General features: G+C 68.6%; 22 protein-coding genes. 10 read left to right on the forward strand and 12 right to left on the reverse strand.

Translation table 11 applies throughout. The annotated features are described in order from the left end of the window. Nucleotides 1-93 precede the first annotated feature (93 nt). Nucleotides 94-1485: an MFS transporter gene (locus ABH926_RS31370; RefSeq protein WP_370369694.1), complete on the forward strand. Its 1392-nt coding sequence runs from the start codon at nucleotides 94-96 to the stop codon at nucleotides 1483-1485. Here the strand turns inward: ABH926_RS31370 and ABH926_RS31375 are convergent. From ABH926_RS31375 to ABH926_RS31390, 4 genes are all read right to left on the reverse strand, one after another. Further along, nucleotides 1482-3065: an MFS transporter gene (locus ABH926_RS31375; RefSeq protein WP_370369502.1), complete on the reverse strand. Its 1584-nt coding sequence runs from the start codon at nucleotides 3063-3065 to the stop codon at nucleotides 1482-1484. The two genes, ABH926_RS31370 and ABH926_RS31375, sit on opposite strands and share 4 nt — an antisense overlap. A gap of 273 nt (nucleotides 3066-3338) precedes the next feature. Further along, complete coding sequence (locus ABH926_RS31380) at nucleotides 3339-4577, reverse strand: RNA polymerase sigma factor (protein ID WP_370369503.1); 1239 nt, start codon at nucleotides 4575-4577, stop codon at nucleotides 3339-3341. Nucleotide 4578: 1 nt separating this feature from the next. Continuing rightward, a complete protein-coding gene (locus tag ABH926_RS31385) occupies nucleotides 4579-4920 on the reverse strand; it encodes a YciI family protein (RefSeq protein WP_370369504.1) in 342 nt (113 codons plus the stop codon). Further along, entirely contained in the window at nucleotides 4917-5516 is a 600-nt protein-coding gene (locus tag ABH926_RS31390) for a dihydrofolate reductase family protein (RefSeq protein ID WP_370369505.1), read from the reverse strand. The genes ABH926_RS31385 and ABH926_RS31390 overlap by 4 nt, the downstream gene beginning before the upstream one ends. Nucleotides 5517-5647: 131 nt before the next feature. Between ABH926_RS31390 and ABH926_RS31395 the strand changes: the two genes are divergently transcribed. Then, a complete protein-coding gene (locus ABH926_RS31395) occupies nucleotides 5648-6157 on the forward strand; it encodes an N-acetyltransferase family protein (protein ID WP_370369506.1) in 510 nt (169 codons plus the stop codon). Here ABH926_RS31395 and ABH926_RS31400 read toward each other — a convergent pair. After that, nucleotides 6154-6654, reverse strand: a complete 501-nt coding sequence (locus ABH926_RS31400; protein ID WP_370369507.1) for a GNAT family N-acetyltransferase — start codon at nucleotides 6652-6654, stop codon at nucleotides 6154-6156. The genes ABH926_RS31395 and ABH926_RS31400 overlap by 4 nt on opposite strands. Before the next feature lie 539 nt (nucleotides 6655-7193). Continuing rightward, nucleotides 7194-8465, reverse strand: coding sequence for an alpha/beta hydrolase family protein (locus ABH926_RS31405; RefSeq protein WP_370369508.1), 1272 nt, complete (start codon nucleotides 8463-8465; stop codon nucleotides 7194-7196). A 150-nt stretch (nucleotides 8466-8615) separates the two neighbouring features. Between ABH926_RS31405 and ABH926_RS31410 the strand changes: the two genes are divergently transcribed. From ABH926_RS31410 to zwf, 4 genes are all read left to right on the forward strand, one after another. After that, nucleotides 8616-9215 (forward strand): TetR/AcrR family transcriptional regulator, encoded by a 600-nt coding sequence (locus tag ABH926_RS31410; protein WP_370369510.1) that lies wholly within the window; start codon nucleotides 8616-8618, stop codon nucleotides 9213-9215. Between the two features lie 225 nt (nucleotides 9216-9440). Further along, on the forward strand, nucleotides 9441-10802 hold the full coding sequence (locus ABH926_RS31415; RefSeq protein ID WP_370369511.1) for an RCC1 domain-containing protein: 1362 nt from the start codon (nucleotides 9441-9443) through the stop codon (nucleotides 10800-10802). A 286-nt stretch (nucleotides 10803-11088) separates the two neighbouring features. After that, complete coding sequence (locus ABH926_RS31420) at nucleotides 11089-12102, forward strand: DUF4185 domain-containing protein (RefSeq protein WP_370369512.1); 1014 nt, start codon at nucleotides 11089-11091, stop codon at nucleotides 12100-12102. Between the two features lie 170 nt (nucleotides 12103-12272). Continuing rightward, nucleotides 12273-13700: a glucose-6-phosphate dehydrogenase gene (gene zwf / locus ABH926_RS31425; RefSeq protein WP_370369513.1), complete on the forward strand. Its 1428-nt coding sequence runs from the start codon at nucleotides 12273-12275 to the stop codon at nucleotides 13698-13700. A gap of 56 nt (nucleotides 13701-13756) precedes the next feature. Here zwf and ABH926_RS31430 read toward each other — a convergent pair whose 3' ends face one another. Both ABH926_RS31430 and ABH926_RS31435 read right to left on the reverse strand, forming a co-directional pair. After that, nucleotides 13757-14707 carry an NAD(P)H-dependent flavin oxidoreductase gene (locus ABH926_RS31430; RefSeq protein WP_370369514.1) on the reverse strand — a complete coding sequence of 317 codons (951 nt, stop codon included), beginning with the start codon at nucleotides 14705-14707 and terminating at the stop codon, nucleotides 13757-13759. 5 nt (nucleotides 14708-14712) lie between these two features. Next, the gene (locus ABH926_RS31435; protein ID WP_370369515.1) at nucleotides 14713-15327 is read right to left on the reverse strand and encodes a peroxiredoxin family protein; all 615 of its coding nucleotides are present in this window, start codon (nucleotides 15325-15327) and stop codon (nucleotides 14713-14715) included. Between the two features lie 207 nt (nucleotides 15328-15534). On the opposite strand from ABH926_RS31435, the gene ABH926_RS31440 reads away from it, so the two are divergent. Together ABH926_RS31440 and ABH926_RS31445 are read left to right on the forward strand one after the other, a co-directional pair. Beyond that, the gene (locus ABH926_RS31440; RefSeq protein ID WP_370369516.1) at nucleotides 15535-16248 is read left to right on the forward strand and encodes an SDR family NAD(P)-dependent oxidoreductase; all 714 of its coding nucleotides are present in this window, start codon (nucleotides 15535-15537) and stop codon (nucleotides 16246-16248) included. Between the two features lie 42 nt (nucleotides 16249-16290). Further along, nucleotides 16291-16698 (forward strand): nuclear transport factor 2 family protein, encoded by a 408-nt coding sequence (locus ABH926_RS31445; RefSeq protein WP_370369517.1) that lies wholly within the window; start codon nucleotides 16291-16293, stop codon nucleotides 16696-16698. 2 nt (nucleotides 16699-16700) lie between these two features. Here the strand turns inward: ABH926_RS31445 and ABH926_RS31450 are convergent, their stop codons facing one another. The 4 genes from ABH926_RS31450 to ABH926_RS31465 all read right to left on the reverse strand — a co-directional run bounded on the left by ABH926_RS31450 (nucleotide 16701) and on the right by ABH926_RS31465 (nucleotide 19536). Beyond that, a complete protein-coding gene (locus ABH926_RS31450; protein WP_370369518.1) occupies nucleotides 16701-17144 on the reverse strand; it encodes a VOC family protein in 444 nt (147 codons plus the stop codon). 141 nt (nucleotides 17145-17285) lie between these two features. After that, a complete protein-coding gene (locus tag ABH926_RS31455) occupies nucleotides 17286-18044 on the reverse strand; it encodes an SDR family oxidoreductase (protein ID WP_370369519.1) in 759 nt (252 codons plus the stop codon). 58 nt (nucleotides 18045-18102) lie between these two features. Beyond that, entirely contained in the window at nucleotides 18103-19107 is a 1005-nt protein-coding gene (locus ABH926_RS31460; protein ID WP_370369520.1) for an alpha/beta hydrolase, read from the reverse strand. A 9-nt stretch (nucleotides 19108-19116) separates the two neighbouring features. Then, the gene (locus ABH926_RS31465) at nucleotides 19117-19536 is read right to left on the reverse strand and encodes a nuclear transport factor 2 family protein (protein WP_370369695.1); all 420 of its coding nucleotides are present in this window, start codon (nucleotides 19534-19536) and stop codon (nucleotides 19117-19119) included. 230 nt (nucleotides 19537-19766) lie between these two features. Here ABH926_RS31465 and ABH926_RS31470 point away from each other — a divergent pair, with 230 nt between their 5' ends. Together ABH926_RS31470 and ABH926_RS31475 are read left to right on the forward strand one after the other, a co-directional pair. Continuing rightward, nucleotides 19767-21137: an NAD(P)/FAD-dependent oxidoreductase gene (locus ABH926_RS31470; RefSeq protein WP_370369521.1), complete on the forward strand. Its 1371-nt coding sequence runs from the start codon at nucleotides 19767-19769 to the stop codon at nucleotides 21135-21137. A 96-nt stretch (nucleotides 21138-21233) separates the two neighbouring features. Further along, the gene (locus ABH926_RS31475; RefSeq protein ID WP_370369523.1) at nucleotides 21234-23003 is read left to right on the forward strand and encodes an MOSC domain-containing protein; all 1770 of its coding nucleotides are present in this window, start codon (nucleotides 21234-21236) and stop codon (nucleotides 23001-23003) included. Nucleotides 23004-23276: the final 273 nt, after the last annotated feature.

Here is a 23276-nt window from a genome sequence, read left to right on the forward strand (position 1 = left end):
GCCGCCGAACCCTCAGCCGCTGAGCCCCCGACCGCCGAGCCCCGGGCCGCCGAGCCGCAGTCCCCCGCCACCCCCCTCCCCCGCGCCCTGCTGATGATCGGCGTGGTCATGGCGGTCGTCGGCAGCGTCGGCGGCCCGCTGATCACCAGCGTGGCGACCACGCTGCACGTCTCGCTCGCGGCGGCGCAGTGGACGCTCACCGTCTCCCTGCTCACCGGCGCCGTGGCGACCCCGGTGCTCGGGCGGCTGGGGTCCGGCGCTCGCCGGCGGCCGGTGGTGCTGGGCACGCTCGGGGTCATCGTGGCCGGCAGTGTCCTGACCGTGCTGCCGCTGCCGCTTGTGCCGCTGCTGGTGGGGCGGGCGGCGCAGGGGTGCGGGTTGGCGCTGGGGCCGCTGATGATGGCCTCGGCGCGCGAGCACCTGGACCGGGATCGGGCGGCGTCGACGATCGCGATGATCTCGGTCGCGTCCACGGCCGGTGTGGGCTTCGGATACCCGTTGGCGGGCTACCTCACCGATGTGGGCGGTATCCGGCTGGCTTACACGGCGGCGCTGGGGCTCTCGGTGGTGGCCCTGCTGGTGGCGCTCCGTTTCTTCCCCGCTTCGCGGCAGCCTGTCGCGCCGGCCCCGGACGCGGCGGCCAGCGTGCTGCTCACCGCGGGGGTGCTGGTGCTGCTGCTGGTCCTGGGCGAGGCCAGTGTGTGGCAGGACCATCTGCCGCTGGCGGTCGGCGGCGTCGTGCTGGGGCTGCTCGTGCTCGCCGCGTGGATGCTGCGCGAGCGCACGCTGGCGAACCCGCTGGTCGATCTGCGTCTGCTGCGTCACCGGGCGGTGGCCGGGGCGAACGCCGCGATGCTGGTGGCCGGGGTCGGGATGTATCTGCTGCTGTCGTGCATCACCCGGTACGTGCAGACTCCGAGCGTGGCCGGCTACGGCTTCGGCTTGAGCACGTTCACGGCCGGGCTGTTCCTGGTGCCGTTCTCGGTCGTCGGGTTCGTCGCGGGCCGGATCAGCCCGTGGGTGCGCCGGTATCTGTCGGCGGCGGCGCTGGTCACCGCGGCGACCGTGGTGGTGATCGCCGCGTTCGCGGTGTTCGCTGTGGCGCGCAGCACGATCGCCGGTCCGCTGGTGGCGATGACGCTGCTGGGGCTGGGCGTCGGGGCGTTCTCGGCGGCGATGCCGGCGGTGATCCTGGAGGTGACGCCGGCCCGGGAGACGGCGAGCGCCATGGGCGTCAACCAGGTGGTGCGCAGCATCGGCTTCTCGCTCGGCAGCACGCTGAGCGCGTTGCTGCTCGCGGCGCACACACCGGCCGGGGCCCTGTTCCCGACCGACGAGGGCTTCACGGCGGCGGCATGGATCGGCGCCGCCGTCACCGCGCTCGCTTTGGGCATCAGCTTCACGCTGCGCCCGCGAGCATCGGCGACGACGGCGCCAAATGAATCGGCCGAATCGGCGGAATCGGCAGAACCGGAGGGTACTTAGACCGCCGCTTCCTCGGATTCGACGGCATCAACGGCCTCGGGCGCGACGCCGCGCTTGAGCCCGACGAACGCCACGATCGCGGCCACCGCCATGATCCCGGCCATCGCGTAGAAGATCGTCGCGGTGGACTGTGCGAAGGCCACCTTGTAGAAGTGCGGGATCTGCGACAGGTCCGGCGTACCGCTGCTCGAGGAGCCGCTGCCCGAGGAGCCGCTGTTCTGCATCTGTGCCAGGCTCGCCGCCGCCTTGTCGGCCGCCGCGCGCGGGACGTGCTCTTCGGTGACCAGCTGGTTGGCGACGTTGGTGCGCATCCGGGACACCAGGGTCGTGCCGAGCACCGCCAGGCCCAGGCTGGCCGCGTAGTTGCGGATGGTCTGGGTGATGCCGGTGGCCTCGCCGTAGGAGTAGCGGCCCGCCTGGTTCACCGCGTCGGTGCTGGCCGGGGAGAGCATGAAGCCCATGCCGGCGCCGGCCAGGACGATGAACCACTGCTGCTTGCCGAAGTCGAGCGTGGTGACTTTCTGGGCCCACAGGAAGAACCCGGCCGCGGCCAGCGCGCAGCCCATGGTGACCGGGCGCTTGGCGCCGATGCGGTCCAGCATGCGGCCGCCGATCTGGGTGGCGATCGCGAAGCCGATGAAGAAGTAGAGCAGGAAGACGCCGGCGTCCTTGGCCTGCTTGCCCAGGGAGATCTGCGCGTACTCGCTGGAGAACAGGAACAGCGGGACGAACACCAGCATCGAGATGCCCAGGACCAGGTTCTCGACCAGGAACGTCCGGTTCTTGAAGATGTCCATGTCGATCAGCGGCGAGTCGGTCTTGCGCTCGACGCGGTAGAACACGATCAGCAGGACCAGGCCGGCGGCGATGCAGATGCCGATCGCCGGGTTGCTCCAGCCCCACAGCGGGGCCTGCTGGAAGCCGAAGACACCCAGCACGATGCCGCCGGTGATCAGGGCCAGGCCGCGGTAGTCCATCCTGGCCGGGCGGAAGTCGGTGACCGGCTTGGCCAGCACGATCAGCACCAGCGCGACCGCGGCGACCGGCAGGTTGACCCAGAAGATCGCGCGCCACGTCCACTGTGTCAGGAAGCCGCCCATGATCGGGCCGATCGCGGTCAGCGCGCCGGAGATGCCGAAGAACGTGGCCAGCGCCTTGCCGCGCTCGCGCACCTCGTAGGTCTGCACGACGATGGCCAGCGCCGCCGGGAACATGAGCGCGCCGCCCACGCCCTGCAGCGCCCGGAAGGTGATCAGCCAGGCCTCGGCCAGCGAGCCCTTGGGCGTGGCGCCGCACATCGCCGAGGCGCCGGCGAAGATGATGACGCCGACCGTCACCATCTTGCGGTGGCCCAGCGTGTCGGCCAGCCGGCCGCCGAAGGCGAACATCGAGGCCAGGGCCAGCAGGTAGGCGTTGACCGCCCACTGCACGCCGGTCGCCGACAGCCCCAGCTTGGTCTGGATCTCCGGGACCGCGATGGACACGATGGTCTGGTCGATGAAGGTCATCGCGACCGCGAAGATCATCGCGGCCAGGACCAGATTCTTCGACCGCCCGTGGACCGGTACGGCTTCGGACATGTTCCCCTCCCCTGTGAACCCACTCATGACAAGGACGGCAAACAGGGGCGCCGAAACGGATGAGATCTCCGGCACGCCCCCGATCACCGATTCCCGCGTTCTGTGCCGAATACGCGGAACGCCCCCCAGCTGATATCCCCCATCAGCGGGTAACCGGAGGCCATCATGGTGCATGCCTGCCTGAACTGCCAAGCCGGCGCGATGTCCGCGAGATGACCATCAGTCTGCGGTTTCAGTCCGGGGTTCAGTGCGGGGGTTTCAGTCCGGGGTTTGTCAGGGCGCTTTTTCGAGCTCATTCCGCCGGGATAGCAGGAATGTCCGCTCAGCGGCGTTACCGGCGTACGCGGCGGCTTGTTCGTATTCGGCGACGGCCTCGGCCCGGCGTCCGGCGCGGCGCAGCAGGTCGGCGCGGACGGCGTGGTAGGGCCCGTACTCGGCGAGCGGGGCGGCGAGCTCGTCGGCCACCTCCAGCGCCGCGGCGACGCCGTGCGCCTCGGCCAGCGCGACAGCCCGGTTCAGGGCGACGACGGGAGTCGGTTCCAGGGCCAGGAGCCGGTCGTACAAGGCAAGGATCTGGCTCCAGTCGGTGTCCTCGGCACGCGCCGCGTCGCAGTGCACGGCATTGATGGCGGCCTGGAGCTGGTAGGGCCCGGGCTGACCGCGGCGCAGGCAGGCCCGCACCAGATCCTGGCCCTCGGCGACCAGGGCCCGGTCCCACCGGCCCCGGTCCTGGTCGGCCAGCAGGACCAGCTCCCCGCCGGGCCCGACCCGCGCGGGCCGCCGCGCCTCGGTGAGCAGCAGCAGCGCGAGCAGGCCCGCGGCCTCGGGCTCGTCGGGCATCAGCTCGGTGAGCAGCCGGGCCAGGCGGATCGCCTCGGCACACAGGTCGGCTCGGACCAGATCGGCACCGGAGGTGGCCGAATGGCCCTCGGTGAAGATCAGGTAGACCACGGCCAGGACTGCCCGCAGCCGGTCCGGCAACTCGGCCTCCGAGGGAATGCGGTACGGGATCCGCGCGTCCCGGATCTTGCCCTTGGCCCGCACCAGCCGCTGGGACATGGTCGCCTCGCTGACCAGGAACGCCCGCGCGATCTCCGCGGTGGTCAGGCCGCCGAGCAGGCGCAGGGTCAGGGCCACGCGCGCCGGGGCGGCCAGCGCCGGATGGCAGCAGGTGAAGATCAGACGCAGGCGATCGTCGCGCACCGGGTCCTCCGGATCGGGATCGGAGTCAGAATCGGCGGCTTGCAACAGCGCCGCCTGGGCGTAGTGGTCCTCGCGCCGGGCCTCCCGCCGCAGCCGGTCGATGGCGCGGTTGCGGGCGGTGGTGATGATCCAGCCGGCCGGGGACGGCGGCGGGCCGTCGACCGGCCAGCGCTGCAAGGCGGTGGTGAAGGCCTCCTGGACCGCCTCCTCGGCGAGGTCGATGTCGCCGAAAGCACGGACCAGGACGGCGACCGCGCGGCCGTACTCGGCGCGGAAGACGGCTTCGACGGCGTGTCTGGACTCCCCCATGTCAGCCCTGGAACGGCCGCACCTCGACCGGCAGCCCGACCGCGCGCGTCAGCTTCGCGGCCCAGCCCAGCGCGGCGTCCAGGTCGGGGGCGTCGATGATCTTGATGCCGCCGAGGTGTTCCTTGCTGTCGACGAAGGGCCCGTCGGTGATCAGCACCTCCCCGGTGCCGGGCCGCAGCACGGTCGCGGTGCTCGCCGGGTGCAGTCCGCCGTCGAACACCCAGGAGCCGGCCGCCCTGAGCTCGACGTTGAGCGCTTCGAGGTCGCGGCCGATCTCGGCGAGGCGTTCGGCCGGCGGGACCGGGCCGTCGGGCTGGTAGATGGAGAGCAGGTAGCGGGTCACGATGTCCTCCTGGAGGCCTCATAGGTCGCGATGATCACACCGGTGCCGGTGGTGACGGAGCCGGTGAGCCGCAGTTCGCCGAGCTCCGCGCCGTCGAACAGCCGCAGGCCGGTGCCCAGGACCAGCGGATGGATCAGCAGCACGTACCGGTCGACCAGGCCCGCGGCGGCGAGCGTGCGGACCAGCTGCCCGCTGCCGAGCACCGCGATGTCGCCGTCGGTGGCGTCCCGGAGCGCGGCGACGGCCGCCGGGACGTCCCCGCCGCCGGGCACCACCGTCGAGTTCATCCACGGCAGCGGCTCGACCAGCGTCGAGGACACCACGTACTTCCGCACCTTGTTCAGCTTCTCGGTGTAGGGGTTGCCGTCGGTCTGCTTCGGCCAGTACTCGGCCAGCGCCTCATACGTCCGCCGCCCGAACAGCATCACCCCGGGGCGCGTCATGCCCTTGGCCATCTCCGCGCCCATGACCGCGTCGGCGTAGGGCGCGGCCCAGCCGCCGTGGACGAACCCGCCGCGCGGGTCCTCGTCGGCCCGGCCGGGCGCCTGCATCACGCCGTCCAGGGTCAGGCTCTCGGTCACCACGATCTCGCCCATGATGTTCTCCTTCATGCTCCGTGCAGATCGGTCTCACCCTCTACACGAACCACGAGGGCCGAAACAGACAGCCCGCTCGGCCGAATGAGGGGAACGCGGCCCCCAAGGCCGCGCGGCACTAGGCTGGCCCCATGATCCGCGCCGCCGTCCCCGCCGACGTCCCGACCATCCACGCCCTGGTCGCCGCCCTCGCCGAGTACGAGCGCGAGCCGGAGGCCGCCAAGGCCACCGAGGAGCAGCTGCAGGCCGCCCTGTTCGCCGAGCACCCGGCGGTCTTCGCCCTGATCGCCGAGGACGACGCCGGCACCCCGGTCGGCTTCGCGCTGTACTTCCTGAACTTCTCCACCTGGAACGGCGTCCACGGCATCTACCTGGAGGACCTGTTCGTCCGCCCCGAGGCCCGCGGCGGCGGCCACGGCAGCGCCCTGCTGCGCGAGCTGGCGCGCATCGCGGTCGAGCGCGGCTACAGCCGGGTGGAGTGGAGCGTGCTGGACTGGAACGAGCCGTCCATCGGGTTCTACAAGGCGCTCGGCGCGGTGCCGATGGACGAGTGGACGACGATGCGGCTGACCGGGGATGCGCTGGCGGCGTTCGGCGGCGGGGGCCGGGGCGGGGCCGGGGGCGGCAAGGCGACTGCCTAGGCCGGCCGCAGGTCCTTGGCCATCATCGCGCACATGGTCTCGTAGCGCCGGATCGTCCCGTCCGGCGCTTCCTCGTCCCACGCATCGGGCCGATCCTCGAACGCGACATAGCCCAGCCGCTCGTACAGCGCACGCGCCCGCGGGTTGTCGTGCTCGACCCCGAGCTCGGCACGGAGCAGGCCACGCCGCCGGATGCGCTCCTCGGCGGCGGCGATCAGCACCGTGCCCAGGCCGCAGGACTGCAACGCGGGCATGGTCGCGAGCTGGTGGATCATTCCGGCGGTAGGCGTCTGCTCATAGTCGACGCCGCCGATCGCCAGCGGGAGATCACTCCCGGCGGCGCACACCGCGAGGTACTCCGCATCACCGGCCGCCACCCGCTCCAGCTCGATCGCCACGCTGCGCAGGTGCAGCGCGGAGCCCGACCAGCCGCAGTGCGGCAGGTCGGCGTGAGTCAGGTCCCGGACATGGACGGGCACCACTACTTCGCCGGTCATACCGATAGTCCAGCACATCGCGCGCCGCCTGGCGCGGGCATTTTTCGCCTGGCCGACGGCGAACCGGCGGGTCACATCCTGTGCAATGGGATCGCAACCAACGTGCAAGGGGCCTGTTCGACACTCGGGAACGTCGAAGGCGTCAAGCCTTCCGTATCCACTATGACCCATCGAGCACGTGACTCGTCGGGTCCGCGCGCTGGGTGCCACCTTCCATCCCACAGCCGACTGGGTTGTCCAGCGATGTCCACGCGTTCGACCACCTCCATGTCCACGTCGAGCAGCGCGCCGTGAATCGCGACGCCCTTTGAACCTGGCCTGTCCCGGCGGTACGAAAACCACGGCCGTCGCTGACACAACGACGGGGACTTGACCAGCCGGACAAAACAGGGTGCTGGGAATCGAAGGCTGGCGACACCCCGTGATGGGGTTCAGATGAACCTCAGGCTCCGCATGGTCTGTCCTATGCGGAGCCTGATATACCCCCGAACCGGGACCGACCGCAGCCGGTCGAACCGGCGAACAGCTTTGCGTTGGAGCTACTCGTTGGTGGCGAAGACCTCGTCCAGGAAGTCGAACTCGATCTGGTTGGCGAGGCTGCGGTTGTTCACCGCGCAGTGCGCCTCGCCGCCCTCGAACTCCTGGATGAACCGCTCGGTCTTCGGGCAGGACAGTCGCTCGAAGAACTTCTGGGCCTGGCTCGCCATCGAGCCTTCGCCGGCGCCGGCGATGTTCAGCAGCGGGCAGGTGATCTCGTCCTCCAGCCCGGCGAGGTCGAACTCGGCGAGGTAGTCGATGTAGTCCTTGACCGGCCGGTCGAGCATGCCGAACCGCTCCCGCACATCCCCGAGCAGCAGCCTGGCCATCGGGGAGGACAGGTTGACGCGCGAGTCGAGATCCTTGATCGCGGCGTACGGCTCCCGCGGGTCGAGTCCGATGAGGCTGAGGATCGACGGCACGAAGGACGGTGTCAGCGAGCTGGCGACGACCGCCTTGATCCGCTTCTCGCCGGCGACCGCTCGAGGACCGAACAGGCCGCCCATGCTGTACCCGGTCAGCGAAAGGCGTTCGGCGTCGACGTCGGTGCGGTTCAGGACCCAGTCGACGATGTAGCCCAGTTGGACGTCCGTGTCGGGACGGAACGTCAGGTCGGGGTCGGCGTAGTACGCGCCGCGCTGCCCCGGGAGCTCGACGAGGAAGGCGTTGTAGCCACGGCGAACGGCCGCGGCGCCCGTGGTGAAGTAGAGCTCCTCGGCGGTCATGTCCCCTCCCCCGATGATGATCGCCGTGGCCCTCGGCCTCGTCGTGGTGTGGGGCTTCACGAAGTATCCGGGCAGGGACTTGCCCGCCTCGTAAGGAACCTGAACCACCTCGAAGGGGACCTCGAGGAGTTCCATGCCCGACTGGAAGCAGGCACGGTTGCGCTTCCAGTTCGGGATCCGGTCCTCGTCGTGCCGCTCAAGGAAGAACCCGGCCGAGCGCCAGTAGGTCGACGCGCGCATGAACGCCTCGCCCGCGCTGACCCTGTGGCCGCGGAAAAGGCACTGCTCGGCCAGGTCCTCCACCCGCTTCGCGGTTTCCGTCCATGCCCTCTGCCACGCCCGCAGGTCGGCATCCGGGACCTTCGAGATGCTCGCGAAGCATTCCCCCGCCGCCGAACCTCCGGTGTCCGCGGTCCCGAGCGCCAGCGCCAACTGGAAGTCGAAGTTGGACGCGAACCGCCCCGGCATGCCGGCGGTCGCCGTGAAGACCGTCGTCTCCCGCTGCACTGTGGCGGCCGGGGTACCGGTCGTGGAGTTGTTTGTGGTCATCAATCAGGCCTTCCTGCTTCGCGGAGCGCCCGCGCCCCGCCGACGAACAGCCGAACAACCGAACAGGTCCGGACGCTACTCCCATAAGATGCGGGTCCGCATCTTAGGTGTTGAGGAAACCGGCGCGACCGGCGCTGTTAGACTCCGTGTGTGATCGCCGAGGAAGCCCATCCGGCACGGCGTCGGCACGGCGCCGCACTGGAAGACGCAGTACTCGAAGCGTCGTGGACTGTGTTACGCGAGAACGGCTACGCCGGATTCACCCTGGGGGCCGTGGCCAGCCGGGCCGGCACCAGCCGTCCGGTCCTCGCCCGACGCTGGCCCAGCCGGCACGACCTGGTGCTCGCGACCATCGCGTTCATCGGCTCGGCCCAGCCCTCCCCGCAACCCGACACCGGAAGTCTGCGCGGAGATCTCACGGCCCTGATGCACGGCCTCAACAACTCCCGCCTGGACGTCGCAACCGTCCTGGGCGTCCAGCTCGGCGGCTACTACCAGGAGACCGGCAACACCCTGGCCGACCTGCGCGACGTGTTGTTGAGCGGCGAGGACTCCACGCTCGACCACATCCTCGACGCGGCCGTCGCCCGCGGCGAAGCCGACGCGGCACGGCTCACGCCGCGGGTGCGCTCGCTCCCGGTGGATCTCCTACGCCACCACGTCTTCACGACGTTCCAGCCGATGCCCGACGACGGCATCGAGGAGATCGTCGATGACATCTTCCTCCCCCTGGTCCGCACCGAACGCTGACGACAGCGGGCTCGGAAAGCGGTCGGATGCGGGGTTGCCGTACGGCCACCAGATCCACATGGGTGATCAACAACTGCTGAGCTGCGGTCGCCGCAGGTCTGTGACCAGGAAGGCGGCGGTCCTGGTGGCGGGCTCGAGCCAGGGGTATCAGATGACTTAGGGATTCACTCAAACGCCGAGGTCGGGGTACCTGGGCGCGGTGCGCGCCGTCTCTAATCTGGCGCCATGAAACATGGACTTCGGAAGGTCGCCAGCTGTTCGCGATGGGTGTCGCATCCGGCACTGCTGGGGTTGTGCTCGCTGGCCGTGCTTACTGCGTCGGCCGTGTCGGCCGCTGCTGATGCCGCAAGCTCGCCCTCCTCAACCGTCAAGTACTGGGGCTCGTTCGCCGATACGTCGGGCAGCAGTCCGGCGCAAACCACGCCGTTCCCGGTTTACCTGCCTGGGCCGGTCAAGCAGATCGGGACGTCCAACTCGGCCGTGTACGCGTTGTTGACCGACGGAAGCGTGTACGCGTGGGGTAGGGGCGCGGACGGCCAGCTCGGCAACGGCGGAACCTCGGACTCGGTGGACACGGCGGTGAAGGTCGACTTCCCGCCCGGCGTGAAGATCGCCTCGATCCCAGACGACGTCGATCCGTATAACGAGGGCCTGGCCATCGACACCGACGGCAACGTCTGGGGCTGGGGCACCAACCCCTTCGGCGACGCGCTCTGCCTCGGGACCCAGGCCCCGCAGCTCGTCCCGGTCAAGCTCCCGCTCACCGACGTCACCGACGTGGCCGGAGCGGCCGGACACGCGACCTACCTTTCCCACGGGCACGCGGTCGCGTGCGGTGCCAACCTCTTCGGCGAGCTCGGCGACGGGACCAATACGGCGAGCTCCACCCCTGTGGCGGTCAAACTGCCCGCCGGCGCGAAGGTCACCCGGCTGGTCGCGGCCTGGACCAACTCCGGCGCCCTGCTGGCCGACGGCAGCTACTACAACTGGGGCTACAACGTCCAGGGCCAGCTCGGTCAGGGCACGACCGGCGGGTCCTCCAACGTCCCGCTCAAGGTCACGCTGCCCGGCCGCGTTCGCGAGGTGTTCCAGGGCGGATCACTGCCGGGCAACGGCCAGACCCTCGCCCTGCTCGACCGCGGCGACCTCTACGCCTGGGGCGATGGAAGCAACTACCAGCTCGGCACCGGAACCACGGACAACCAGCCCTCGCCCGTGCGTGTCCCGCTGCCCGCCGGCCTGCGATTCACGAAGATCGCCACCAGCGGTGCGACGTCATACGGCATCACCAGGGGAGGGGACGTCTACGCCTGGGGCTACAACCTGGTCGGGCAGGTGGGGAATGGCACCCAGACCGATGCGCCCGCACCGGTGTACATTGTCGGCGGCGCCCGCGACATCTCCGGGACCAACTTCGACGTGGCCATCAGCCTGCGCCAGGGGTGCGCGCGCGACGCGGGACACCCGCACCGGACCGCTGCGCCTCGTGGGGCCCAGGCGACTGACGCGTCCGCCGACACGGCTGCCACTCAGCTCGCTCCCCTCGTGAACCCCCGTGCGGTGATCAGCAACGACAGGCTCCAGTAGCCGGTCACCGACCGACAGTCTGTGGAAATCCCATGGCCTCGCAGAGGGCTGCAGTGATCCTCACGGTAGCCCTCTCACAGCCTCGAACTCGACGTCGCCGTCAAGACGTGGCGGGTAACGTTGCAGACCATCCGTATCAGGCAATGATCTCGGTGCAACGATCGGAATCGGCAAACCCATGGTCAAAGACACCTTCGTATTTTCGAGCCCGCGGGGTCCATCCACGGTTCGACGTCGTGGTGGATGCCACCGATGTGTTGTTGAATGCGCACGAACGGATAGAGCTGTGAAGCTGGGCTTCAAGCCCCCGGTTCGGATCCAGCAGGTGACCGGCCCGAATCCCGGGTTCGCCCCATCCGGTCATGCCAGGTACGGCACGAATACCGCGAAGTACGGCATGGGTGCTGCCGACCTCGGCTGCATGTGGGACAACCGCGAGGGCACCACGTTTCACGTGTTCGGGGACAATTTCAAGACTTGTACGCCCGCTTTTGCCGGACCAACGGGTACGGATTGGCGGCCGAACGCGCTCGGCCGCTCGTCGAACATCGACCTGATCAACGGAATCAGGTTCGATGACTTCAATGTCGACTCGAACGGTGATCGTACTCCGATCATCCCATTGTTCTCCGACAGCGAAGACGGCTTGGTGCCCACGGGCGGTATCAACGTCAACGGCAACGACTACCTGTCTTATGTGGCGTTCGCGAAGAATCACACAGATCAGTCGCAGACGAACGCCGGCGGCACTGCGATGTCCACGGACGGCGGTAAGACGTGGACTCGCGAGTACGGGTGTTCCTGGAACCAGAACGCTCGACTGACCGACCCATTCCAGCAGTCGACTTTCGCTTCATGCGGCGACGGCTATGTGTATCGGTTCACCACGGAGTCGGACCGCGCCGGGAACATTCATCTGCTGCGTGTTCCTGAGGCCGGCATCATCGACAAGGCACAATATCAGTACTGGACCGGTACGGCGTGGGTCTCTGACGAGACACAGGTCGGGGTTCTGATTCAGGGCCCTGTCGGCGAAATGTCGGCACGGTACGACGACCTGCTGGACTTGTTCTACATCATGTACCACGACGACTCGCGGAGAACCACGGTGTTCCAGTACGCGGCAAGGCCAACCGGCCCGTGGTCGGTCAAATTGCCGATCATGCCGGACCGTCAGTTCAATATCTATGCGCCGATGATTCACCCGCGGTCGTCTGGTACCGATGTGTTTTTCTGTGGTTCGATCTGGGATACGTACGAGACGTACTTGTTCTACGCGAACCTGCGAGTGTCCCGCTGACTCGTCTGTGCTGGTCAACAGCATATGGGGCCCTCGGCGTCGAAGAACATGGCTGCTCTCGCGCCGTCTCGTCCGCCCCTCGTGACCGCCGAACGTGCGATATCACCCGGATGCCGCAGCCGGACACCGATATCAGGTTCGCGCCCCGATCCGCCGAATAGCTTTGAAACATGAGCGGATCCACGCGAGACTCGGCGGAGCAGGACAGCGGACCGACCCAGCCCGTAGCGAACGCCACGCGGGCCGCCGACGCGCTCGTGCTGTTCGGCATCACCGGCGATCTCGCCAAGAAGATGCTGCTGCCCGCGCTCTACGAACTCGTCCGCAAGCAATCGCTGGACGTGCCCGTCGTCGGCGTCACCCGCGGCGACTGGACCATCGGGCGTCTGCGCGAACACGCGCACGACGCCGTCGCGGCTCACGGCGAGGTCGACGAGGACGCCTTCTCACGCTTCGGCGATCTACTGCGCGTGGCGCGCGTCGACTACGACGACCCCGTCAGCTTCCGCTCGATTGCCGAGCAGACTCGCGGAAGCCGTTTCCTCGCGCACTACCTGGCCATCCCGCCTGGCCTGTACGCCAAGGTCGCCGCACGCCTCGCGGAAGCGGGACTCGCCGACCAGGCCAGATTGATCGTGGAGAAGCCGTTCGGCCGTGACCTCGAGTCTGCGCGCACGCTGCAAGTGGAGCTCAGCGAGCACTTCCCCGAGGAACGGCTCCGTCGTGTCGACCACTATCTCGGGAAGGACGCCATCGAGGACCTGCTGACGATCCGCTTCGCCAACACCCTGCTCAGCGAGATCATGCACCGGCACCACGTGCGCGGCGTGCAGATCACCATGGCCGAGGACTTCGACGTGGCCGACCGTGGCGGCTTCTACGACGGCGCCGGTGCGGTGCGCGACGTCGTACAGAACCACATGCTCCAGATGCTCGCCTACCTGATCATGGAAGCCCCTCGCACCGGCGCGGCCGCCGACATCCTCGATGAGCGTGTCCGTGCTCTCAAGGCCGTGCGCACCGTTCAACCCGACGAGTACGTGCGCGGCCAGTACGAGGGCTACACGGACGTCCATGGCGTCCGGCCGGGGTCGACCACCGAGACGTACGCCGCGCTGCGCACCTTCGTCGACACCGACCGCTGGGCCGGCGTGCCGTTCACCCTGCGGACCGGCAAAGCTCTGCCCGCCTCGACGACCGAGATCGTCGTCGAACTGCGCAGAGCTCCGTTCGGCTACTTTCACACGGCCTGCGCGCAGGCGACGGGGCCGAACCTCATCCGCCTGCGGATCAGCCCCGACGCCGGCGTCATCTTCGATCTGCTCGCCCAACACGAGGGCGACGCGGAGATCGTCGATCACGTCTCGGCCGCGGTCGACTTCACCCACCTGACCGGAAGCGGCACGGCGGCCTACGAACTCGTACTCGCCGATGCGGTCAGCGGCGACCCGCGACGCTTCACCCGGATGGACATGGTCGAGGAGTCCTGGCGCATCGTCGGCGATCTCCTCGATCCCAAGGGCGCTCCCACCATCTACCAGCAAGGCAGCTGGGGGCCCGTCGAAGCCGTTGATTTGACCGAAGACGGCTGGCGCTGACAAACCAGAACGACCTGAATTACCAGGTCAAACGTCTTGGCCGAGTTGCAGCGGTCCTACAGGTGAGAGGAGAGCTCGGCCACGATCTCCGCCGCCGGCTGTGATCTCTTCGCGAGGGCGACGCTCTGTCCGGCCCACATCGAGAGAGCTTCGATGTCACCGGTGGTCCCGGCCATCGGCGGTGCCGGCTCGTAGCGCACGATCGGTTCGCCGGAGGCCAAGTGTGCGATCACGTCACCCACTCCTGGCCGCTGCGCGAGCGGCGGGCGGCCAGCGGCCTGCCACGTGTCGGAGGTCGAGTTGCGGAGCGCACGGTGAGGAGAGTCGGGCCAGCCGACCGAGTACAGGTTGGCGTACCGCTGCGGATCGGTCTCGGAAGCGGCGATCAGCCGGCGCCGGTAGTCCTCGTGGATCGGCATCTCCTCAGCCAGCAGGAACCGGGTGCCCAGCCACGCGGCCTGGGCACCCAGTGCCAGCACCGCCGCGACACCCCGGGCGTCACCGATCCCGCCGGCCGCGATCACCGGAACCGGCGCCACCGCGTCCACCACAGCCGGCACCAGCGGCAGCGTCGCGACGCTGCCCCACACGTGCCCGCCGGCCTCCCAGCCCTGCGCGACGACCACGTCCACGCCGGACGCGACTGCCCGCCGCGCCTCCTCAGCCGTGCCGACCGTGTGCATGACGATCCCCCCGGCGTCGTGGACCTGCTCGACGTAGCCGCCGGGATCGCCCAAGAAGAACGACACGATCCGCAAACCGGCCTCCAGAGCCTGGTCGAGGCGATGGTGACGATCTTCGGTGAGCACAAGGTTGCCGCAAAACGGGCGCTCGGTCAGCGCCGCCGTCGCACGAACGACGGCTCCGACGTCTTCCGACCACGTCAGCGTCACCATGCCGAGCCCGCCGGCGTTCGATACCGCCGCGGCCAGTGGCGGAACGGCGACCATGGGCGCCAGAACGATCGGCTGCTCGATCCCCAGTAACTCGCACACCGGTGTGGGCATCGCGCTCACCCCTTGCTCGCCTCGACGTACGAGGTCGGCGCCGAGTCAGGGGACCGCCGGTCCCACCCGTGGAATTTCGAGTAGTCTCCGGCGTCCCAGGCCTCGCGCAGCCCCGGGGTGCTCAGATCCCAGTCCGGGCGGATCTCGGCAGTCGCCGTACGCAGGTCCTGCCACAGTTCGTCGAACGACGGGCGCCCCCAGAACCAGTAGCCGTTGTAGACGCTGTGGATGACCAGCCCCGGCTTGAGCACAAGCGTGTGCGGAATCATCGGGTTGTGCTCGGGGTCGGTGTACTCCTGTATGTCCAGATCCTGCTGGACGGTCCGCTCGGGGTCGGACAGGAAAGGCCACTGGGCACCCACAGAGGCGCGGAACTCTTGCAATGTGTGATGGTCGTCGGTGGCTATGGTGGCCATCTGGGTATACGCCACCGCGATCTTCGCGTAGTTCTCGGCCAGCTCAAGGTGCTGCCGGTGCTCTTTGGGACAGTAGTTGCCGCGTGCGAGCGTCAGGATCAACGGGTCCCGGCCTTGGAGCTCGCTCAGCGTGCGGACGGTGCCGGTGTGGTCGGGCAGCGCATAATCGGGGAACGTCCCACCGGGGACGATGTCGGAACGCACGGGATTGCCGCCTCTCCTCAGACTCCCGCCCTTCAGCCCAGCCTGGTACGGAGCGCCGCCGACCGCATCCGGAGGGCGTCCGGGCGGCGCCGCAGGCAACCGGGACGTAACGTGGAGGAACCGGTCCACCAAGCTGGCGTATCAGCGTTGATCAGGCGGCTCGCTCCGCCTGAGACACCGTCCCCGGCTTCGAGTTTGGACAACCACATGAGCATGACGAAGAAGGTCGTCATCGTCACCGGTGCATCGCGTGGCATTGGTGCGGCCATCGCAGATGCGTACCGCAAACGGGGGTACGCGCTCGCCGCCGTCGCCCGATCCATCGCGGCGTCCGAGGATCCGGACGTCCTCACGATTTCCGGCGACCTGTCGCAGCCCGGGACCGGTGCCGGGATCGTCGAGAAGGCGATGGATCGGTTCGGCCGGATCGACTCACTGGTGAACAACGCCGGCGTGTACATCGAGAAGCCGTTCGCCGACTACACCGACGCCGACTACGACCTGGTGACCGGCGTCAATCTGCGCGGCTTCTTCGACATCACGCGCAGTGCCATCCCCGCGATGCTCGCCGGCGGTGACGGCGGGCACGTGCTTTGCGTTTCCACGTCGCTGGTCGACCGCGCCAACGCGCGCATCCCCACAGCACTCGCCTCGCTGACCAAGGGCGGCCTCGTCGCGGTCACCAGGGAACTGGCCATCGAATACGCGGCCCGCGGCATCCGCGCCAACGCCGTCTCGCTCGGCGTCATCCGCACCCCGATGAATCCCGACGACCCGGGCGGCAAACTGGCCGCACTGCACCCCTTGGGACGGATGGGTGAGATCGACGACGTCGTCGAGGCGGTCATGTACCTGGAACAGGCCTCGTTCGTCACCGGCGAGATCCTGCACGTCGACGGCGGCCAGAGCGCCGGTTTCTGATACACCGCGGACGCGATTCGCGACAGGCGCACAGGAGGATCCATGGACGACAGCAGCAAAGCCGGTGACGAACTGATACTGCGCGACGTCCTGGAGCGGTGGAAGGCCGCGGTGGACGCGCACGAACCCCAGCAGGTCGCCGACGTCTTCACCGACGACGCCATCTTCCAGGGCCTGCACCCCTACACCGTCGGGCGGCAAGGTGTCGCCGACTACTACGCCTCGCAGCCGCTCGGGATGACAGCCGACTACCACATCCTCCAGACCCGCAACCTCGCTCCCGACCTGGTCCTGGGCTATCTCAGCGTCGAATTCTCCTTCACCGACCGGTCGCCGTTGCCGGTGTTCCTCGCTGTGATCGCGGTCAGCTCATCCGAGGGCAACAGAATCGCGCACTACCAGGTCTCCAAACTCAGCACGACCGTCCAGACGACTGCGCTGGACCAGTAGTGCTAGGCCGGCGAGGGGAAAGCGGGCGACCAGTCCCCCTTCGGGTCGGTGGTCTGCCCCACCTCGATCAGGTGGCCGTCGGGATCGCGGATGTAGCAGCGGGTCTCGTACGGGTGCTGCTTCGGCGGCGTCAGGAACTGACCACCGCGGGCGCTCCACTCGGCGTACACGGCCTCGATGTCCTTGACCCGGAAATTCAGGAAGCTGCTGACCCGGTCGGGGTCGCGCGGGGTCTCCAGGGTGACCGTCGGCTTGTCGTCGGTCGGACCGCCACCGGTGTTGATGACGATCCAGGTGTTGGACAGGGCGACGACGGTCGGCACTCCGTCGAAGATCGTGGTGCCGCCGAGCACCTCGGTGTAGAAGCGCCGAGAGCGCTCGATGTCGTCCGAGACGATGAAGTGTCCCAGCAGAATCCCATCGAGGGGCGGCGGGAGCTCGACCATCTGACACCTCCACTGGCTTGTCTCATCCGGCTGGCGACCGCAGCTTGAGACAGATATTACCGCCCGTATACGCAGAATAGCCGTGAAAACGCCGCGATCTCTGAAAGAACGGGCTGTCGCGCCGACGTAGTGGCGCGGACGTCAGAACACGAGCTGCTGGCCGCCGTCGATGTCGTAGGTGGCTCCGGTGAGCGCGGTGTTGGCCATGAGGTGGACTGCGAGGGCGGCGACGTCGGCGGGGGTCACGACGCGGCCGATCGGGAGCTTCGCGGTGAGTTCGGTCCGGCGCGCGTCGAGGTGGTCTGCGAGTACTGACGCTGACAGCGGCGTGTCGACAAAGCCCGGGGCGATGGCGTTGACGCGGGCCGGTGCGATCTCCAGGGCGAGCGCGGCGACGAACGGGGGCATCACGGCGCTGACGGCGGAGGCGATACCGACGCCGGGTGCGACGCGGCGCGAGCCGGAGTCGCCCATGAAGATCAGCGTGCCCCCGGGCCGCATCCTGCCGACCGCGTTGCGTGCGACCTCGAGTCCCAGCTCCACGTGGCCGGCGAGAGAGTCCCGCAGCTGCTCCGAGTCCATCTCGAACAGCGGGCCGTAGTGCGGGCCCCCGGCCGTCACCATCACATGGTCGATCGATCCCGGCAGGTCTTGGAAGAACATCTTCAGGGCCGCGGTGTCGGTGGCGTCGAAGGCTGCCGTCTTTCGCGCGCCGACTTCGTCCGCCGCCTGCTTGAGCCGGTCCGGGTCGCGGCCGGTGAGGATGACTTCGGCGCCCTCGGCTCGGGCGCGCCGAGCGGTCTGGAAACCGATCCCGGAGCTGCCGCCGATCAGGACGACGGTCTGGCCGAGAAGTACCGGGTCGTGCTGGGCGGAAGCGGTGTCGGTCGTGCCGGTCATTCTCGCTCCTGGTGGATCGTCACGGTTCGTGTGCCGGTCTGGGGTGGCGCGCCGCTTGTCAGCGCTCCGGGTCGTCGGCTCGAGGTGGATCGCGCAGTGCGGTCTTGAGTGCGTCGACGGCCAGGCGGCGGGCGAGGGTGGTGGCGTTGGAGTCGCGCAGGCTGTCGAGCATCAGGAAGTCGTGCACCATCCCGAGGACCCGCACCGCGGTGACATCCACTCCGGCTTCACGCAGCTTGGCCGCATACGCTTCGCCCTCGTCGCGCAGCGGGTCGGCCTCGTCGGTGATCACGAGGGTCGTCGGCAGGCCGCGCATCTGCTCAAGGCCGGCGCGCAGCGGGGAGGCGTACGGCTCGGCGCGCTGTGCGGGATCGCTCGTGTACTGATCCCAGAACCACATCATCGCCTCGCGCGTGTTGTAGTAGTGGTCGGCGAACTGCTGGTACGAGGCGGTCTCGAAATTCGCGTCCACCGTCGGGTAGAGCAGGACCTGGGCTGCGAGGCGCACGTCACCGCGCTCCTTGGCCATCAGAGCAAGCACCGCGGCCATACCGCCGCCGGAGGAGTCCCCGCACACCGCGAACCGGGAGGCGTCCAGCCTGTGCCTGGCGCCTTCGCGCATGATCCATCGGGCGACCGCGTAGTTCTGCTCGACCTGGGTCGGGTACTTCGCCTCGGGCGCCAGGTCGTAGGCGGGGAACACCGCCGCCGCGCCGGAGCCGACTGCCAACTCGCGCACCAGCCGGTCGTGGGTGCGGCTGTCACCGAGTACCCAACCGCCCCCGTGGATGTACATGAACACCGGCAGCGTGCCGGTCGCGTTCTTCGGCCGGACGACGCGGGCACGGACGGTCCCCCACTCGCCGGCGTCCACCTCCACCCACTCCTCGTCGATCTCGGGCTTCGCCACGCCGGCGCCCGACTGCAGCTGATCGAACATGGCCCTGGCCTGGTCCAACGCCATCTCGTAGATGCGCGGATGCGGGTCGGTCTCCTCGGCCAGCCGCTTCGCGGCCGGCTCCAGAACGGGTGCGGCCGGAGCGAGTGTGGTCGTGGCCGTCATCGGGTCTCCTCACGTGCGCCGGACCGAGGCCTTCGTGATGGTTCTGCCTGGCATCGGCTCCGCGAGTTCGGTTCGCCATTCAGGCGCACCGAAGGGGTCGGCGAAGTACTGTGTCTCGTGGGCCACGTGCTCATCGCCGAATTCCATGACGCTCACCGAGTAGCTGGGCACGCCGTCGTACGTGATGACACACTCGCTCACCCACAGATCCCCGACGCCGGTGATTCGCAGGACTGTGAAATGGCGGTTTGCCGGGTGTCCACCGCGTTGCGCCGCGATCGCCTCGCGGCCATGGAAACGCTCACCTGACTGCGGGTAGTCGAGAACCGCGTCCGGGGCGTAGACCGCGTGTTCGGCCTCGATATCCCCGAGTTCTGATGCTCGCCAGTGTTCCTCGATAGCGGCCCTGATGCGGACATCCCGATCCATTGAGCCGCCCTTTCTTACTAGTTCTGTGGCTTTATGTTGTTTGCCGGATTCCACCGTAGACGCACGCACGATCGTGCGCATCGGGACAGTCGTCCGTGGCCGCGTCAGAACATTCGGCGCCACAAGTTGCCCGATCTGAAGCCCGGCATATGGTGAGTTGTGTTCAAGGGCACTCCTCGGTGATCGACGACGATCTGGGCGCCGGGCCCGAGCCGGGCGGGAGGCAGATCATGGCGGACCTTTCGTACGACGTCATCGTGATAGGCGGCGGTGCGCCGGGAGAGCACTGCGTGGGAGCCCTTGCCGACGGAGGCCTGCACGTCGCCCTGGTCGAGCGGGACCTTGTTGGCGGCGAGTGCTCCTACTACGCGTGCATCCCGTCCAAGTCGCTACTGCGTCCGGGCGAGGCGGTGCGGCACGCGCGGGACGCGGGCGCGACCGCGGAGGTCGACGTGCAGGCAGCGCTTGATTGGCGCGATTTCATCGTCTCCGGCTATTCCGACGGCGGGCAGGCCGACTGGCTGGCGAACAAGGGCGTGGACCTGCTGCGCGGTACCGGCCGCCTCGCAGGAACGGGTGTGGTGGAGGTAGATGGCCGGCGCCACACTGCCCACGACGTGGTCGTGGCCACAGGTTCGGACGCCGTGGTCCCGCCGGTCCCGGGCCTGCGCGAGCTCCCGGGCATCTGGACGAACCGCGAGGTCACCGGCATGAAGACCGTTCCGCGGCGCCTGCTGATACTCGGCGGCGGACCCGTCGGCGTCGAGATGGCCCAGGCCGTACGCCGGCTCGGCGGCGAGGTGGCGCTCGTCGAGGGAGCTTCCCACCTGCTGTCCCACGAGCCCGAGCCGTTGGGCGAGGCACTCGGCGACGTCCTGCGGGAGGACGGCATCGAGTTGCATCTCGGCGTGCACGCGACCGGCGCGAGGCGGCAGGGCGAGGACTACGTGTTGTCTCTTGAAGACGGCCGTGAACTGCGCGGTGACCATCTCCTGGTGGCCACCGGGCGTCGTCCGCGGCTGCCTGAGGGCCTGGACACGGCCGGCGTCAAGGCAGGCCGGCATGGCATCGAGGTGGACGCGCGCCTGCGTGCCGGGGAGCGGTTGTGGGCGCTGGGCGACGTCACAGGCGTGCGGATGCTCACCCATGTCGGCAAGTACCAGGCCGAGGTGATCGCCTCGAACCTCCTGGGTGAGACGCGGGAAGCGCACTACGAGGCCATCCCGGACGCCGTCTACACCGACCCGCAGGCGGCCTCGGTGGGCGTGCACGAGGATCGGTTCAGCGCGACGGCGCCGGTGTCCGAGGTGGCCAAGACGGCCACGTACACGCACGCTTACGCGAAGTCGAACGGCTTCCTGACGCTGCTCAGCGATGGCGAGGTGTTGACCGGCGCTTACGCGCTCGGTCCGGAGGCCGGCGAATGGCTCCAGCAAGCCACGCTCGCCATCCGCGCCCGGGTCCCGATCGACGTGCTGCGCGATGTGATCCAGCCGTTCCCGACCTTCTCAGAGATCTACAACGATGCTCTGGGCGCGCTGCGCAGCCAGATTGTCAGCGCACGCGATGCGGTGAAGCCGCCGACGCATGCGGCGCGCTGATCCGGTGTGGCGAATGGTTCCCGCACGTCGGGCGAGACGACGAAGAGCGTATCGACTTCACCCGAATGGCGGCTGCTTTCGCGAGGAGGATGGCGTATGGCCACGCTGATCTCGGTGAACGTCGGCCTGCCCAAGGACATCGCCTGGCGCGGCACGACCGTTCACACGGGCATCTGGAAGCAGCCCGTCACCGGGCCGGTGCGGGTGCGGCGGCTCAACCTGGACGGCGACGGACAGGGCGACCTCGCCGGACACGGCGGCGAACAGCGTGCCGTCCTGGTCTACCAGCTGGATTCCTACCGCCACTGGCAGCGGTACATGAAGCGGGACGACTTCGTCCACGGGCAGTTCGGCGAGAACTTCACCGTGGACGGACTGGCCGACGACGAGGTCTGCATCGGCGACCGCTACCGGATCGGGGACGCGGTGTTCGAGGTCACCCAGCCCCGCGTGACGTGCTATCGCGTGGGCCTGCGGCTCGGGGAGCCGCAGATGGCCGCGCTGCTCGTGTCCCACCACCGCCCGGGCTTCTACATGCGCGTGTTGACGGAGGGGCGAGTGCGGGCCGGGGATGAGATCGTGAAGATCGCCTCCGGCCCCGAGGCGATGACCGTCGCGGAGACCGACGCCCTGCTCTACCTGCCAGGCCACCCCAAGCCGGAACTCGAAAGGGCCCTGCGTGTCCCCGCACTGAGCCCTGGCTGGCAGACATCGTTTCGGGCCCTGCTCGACGACGCGGACCGCGGCTCCGGGGCCCAGAGCGGTAACAGCGGTCTGACGACCACCACTCCCCCACCGGCCTGGCCCGGGTTCCGTCCGCAGTCGATCGTCGGCATCGAAACGGAGAGCGCGAGCATCTTCTCACTCACCCTGGCCTCGGCCGACCACAAGCCGCTCCCGGCCGCGCTGCCCGGCCAGTACCTCGGGATCCGCTTGCAGCCGGACCCGCACGGACCACCGGTCATCCGCAACTACTCACTCTCCGGCCGGCCGGGCGCCGAGACGTACCGCATCAGCGTCAAGCAGGAGCCGCACGGCGTCGCCAGTACTTACCTGCGTCAGCACGCAAAAGTCGGCGACACTCTCGATGTGGCCGCTCCACGGGGCACGTTCCTCCTGAAGGATGCTGATACCCCGGTTCTGCTGCTGTCCGCCGGTGTCGGCGCCACCCCGGTCCTGGCGATGCTCCAAGCCCTGGCCGCACGGCATTCGCCGCGCGCAGTCTGGTGGCTGCACGCGGCCCGAGACGGCGAGAACCATCCGTTCGCCGAGGAAGTGCGCACGCTGCTCACCCGGCTTCCCGCCAGCCGATCAATCGTCTCCTACAGCACTCCGCGCAACACCGATCGCCCAGGCGTCGACTACACGTTCGCCGGACGATTCGATCTCAAGCGGATCCGCGACCTGAGGCCGCCCCAGGACGCTGATGCCTATCTTTGCGGTCCGGGATCCTTTATGGCGGACATGGCCGAAGCGCTGCGGGCCTGCGGCCTGTCGGCCTCGCGGATCCGCACCGAGATCTTCGGGGCCGAGTCCGCCATCACTCCCGGCGTCGTGGCCGGACCCGTCCCGGCGCCCCACCAGCCGCCGCGTGTTCCCGGCGGACGACCGGGGCCATCGGTGTCCTTCGTCCGCAGCGGCCTGACCATCCCCTGGCACCCGGAGTACGGGACCCTGCTCGAACTCGCAGAAGCCTGCGACGTGCCCGTGCGCTGGTCCTGCCGCACGGGCGTGTGCCACACCTGTGAAACCGCACTCGTCATGGGCCGCGTCGACTACTCGCCGGAGCCGGTGGAACCCCCAGCCGCGGGAAGCGCCCTCATCTGCTGCTCGACGCCCACTGCTGACATCGGCCTGGACATGTGAAGGAGATCGCGCACCCCACCACCCGCGAGAGCCGTCGGGCGGCTGGATCCGGACATCCTCGACGAGCGTGGCTTGTACCTCTACGGCAGGTCCCCTGACGCTGCTCGGTTACTATCACTGCGACCAGTCCTGAAACGGCTGTTCAAGAGCATGTGTGACAGCGTTCGTCGTTGCTCGTGCTGGTCGTGGGCGGCTGGCTGCGGTCTCGATCGTTCGTCAGGGCGGGTCGTGGTGGTTCCGTCTGACGTCCATCGGTTGGCGGAACTGGGTCTC

It is taken from the genome of Catenulispora sp. GP43, from assembly GCF_041260665.1.
In the GTDB taxonomy this organism is placed as follows: Bacteria; Actinomycetota; Actinomycetes; order Streptomycetales; family Catenulisporaceae; genus Catenulispora.

Excerpts from the sequence above, each read along its gene's own strand:
- ABH926_RS31370 (WP_370369694.1), top strand. The coding sequence starts at position 94 with ATGATCGGCGTGGTCATGGCGGTCGTCGGCAGCGTCGGCGGCCCGCTG.
- ABH926_RS31375 (WP_370369502.1), bottom strand. The coding sequence starts at position 3,065 with ATGTCCGAAGCCGTACCGGTCCACGGGCGGTCGAAGAATCTGGTCCTG.
- ABH926_RS31380 (WP_370369503.1), bottom strand. The coding sequence starts at position 4,577 with ATGGGGGAGTCCAGACACGCCGTCGAAGCCGTCTTCCGCGCCGAGTAC.
- ABH926_RS31390 (WP_370369505.1), bottom strand. The coding sequence starts at position 5,516 with ATGGGCGAGATCGTGGTGACCGAGAGCCTGACCCTGGACGGCGTGATG.
- ABH926_RS31395 (WP_370369506.1), top strand. The coding sequence starts at position 5,648 with ATGATCCGCGCCGCCGTCCCCGCCGACGTCCCGACCATCCACGCCCTG.
- ABH926_RS31400 (WP_370369507.1), bottom strand. The coding sequence starts at position 6,654 with ATGACCGGCGAAGTAGTGGTGCCCGTCCATGTCCGGGACCTGACTCAC.
- ABH926_RS31405 (WP_370369508.1), bottom strand. The coding sequence starts at position 8,465 with ATGACCACAAACAACTCCACGACCGGTACCCCGGCCGCCACAGTGCAG.
- ABH926_RS31415 (WP_370369511.1), top strand. The coding sequence starts at position 9,441 with ATGAAACATGGACTTCGGAAGGTCGCCAGCTGTTCGCGATGGGTGTCG.
- zwf (WP_370369513.1), top strand. The coding sequence starts at position 12,273 with ATGAGCGGATCCACGCGAGACTCGGCGGAGCAGGACAGCGGACCGACC.
- ABH926_RS31430 (WP_370369514.1), bottom strand. The coding sequence starts at position 14,707 with ATGCCCACACCGGTGTGCGAGTTACTGGGGATCGAGCAGCCGATCGTT.
- ABH926_RS31440 (WP_370369516.1), top strand. The coding sequence starts at position 15,535 with ATGAGCATGACGAAGAAGGTCGTCATCGTCACCGGTGCATCGCGTGGC.
- ABH926_RS31445 (WP_370369517.1), top strand. The coding sequence starts at position 16,291 with ATGGACGACAGCAGCAAAGCCGGTGACGAACTGATACTGCGCGACGTC.
- ABH926_RS31450 (WP_370369518.1), bottom strand. The coding sequence starts at position 17,144 with ATGGTCGAGCTCCCGCCGCCCCTCGATGGGATTCTGCTGGGACACTTC.
- ABH926_RS31455 (WP_370369519.1), bottom strand. The coding sequence starts at position 18,044 with ATGACCGGCACGACCGACACCGCTTCCGCCCAGCACGACCCGGTACTT.
- ABH926_RS31460 (WP_370369520.1), bottom strand. The coding sequence starts at position 19,107 with ATGACGGCCACGACCACACTCGCTCCGGCCGCACCCGTTCTGGAGCCG.
- ABH926_RS31465 (WP_370369695.1), bottom strand. The coding sequence starts at position 19,536 with ATGGATCGGGATGTCCGCATCAGGGCCGCTATCGAGGAACACTGGCGA.
- ABH926_RS31470 (WP_370369521.1), top strand. The coding sequence starts at position 19,767 with ATGGCGGACCTTTCGTACGACGTCATCGTGATAGGCGGCGGTGCGCCG.
- ABH926_RS31475 (WP_370369523.1), top strand. The coding sequence starts at position 21,234 with ATGGCCACGCTGATCTCGGTGAACGTCGGCCTGCCCAAGGACATCGCC.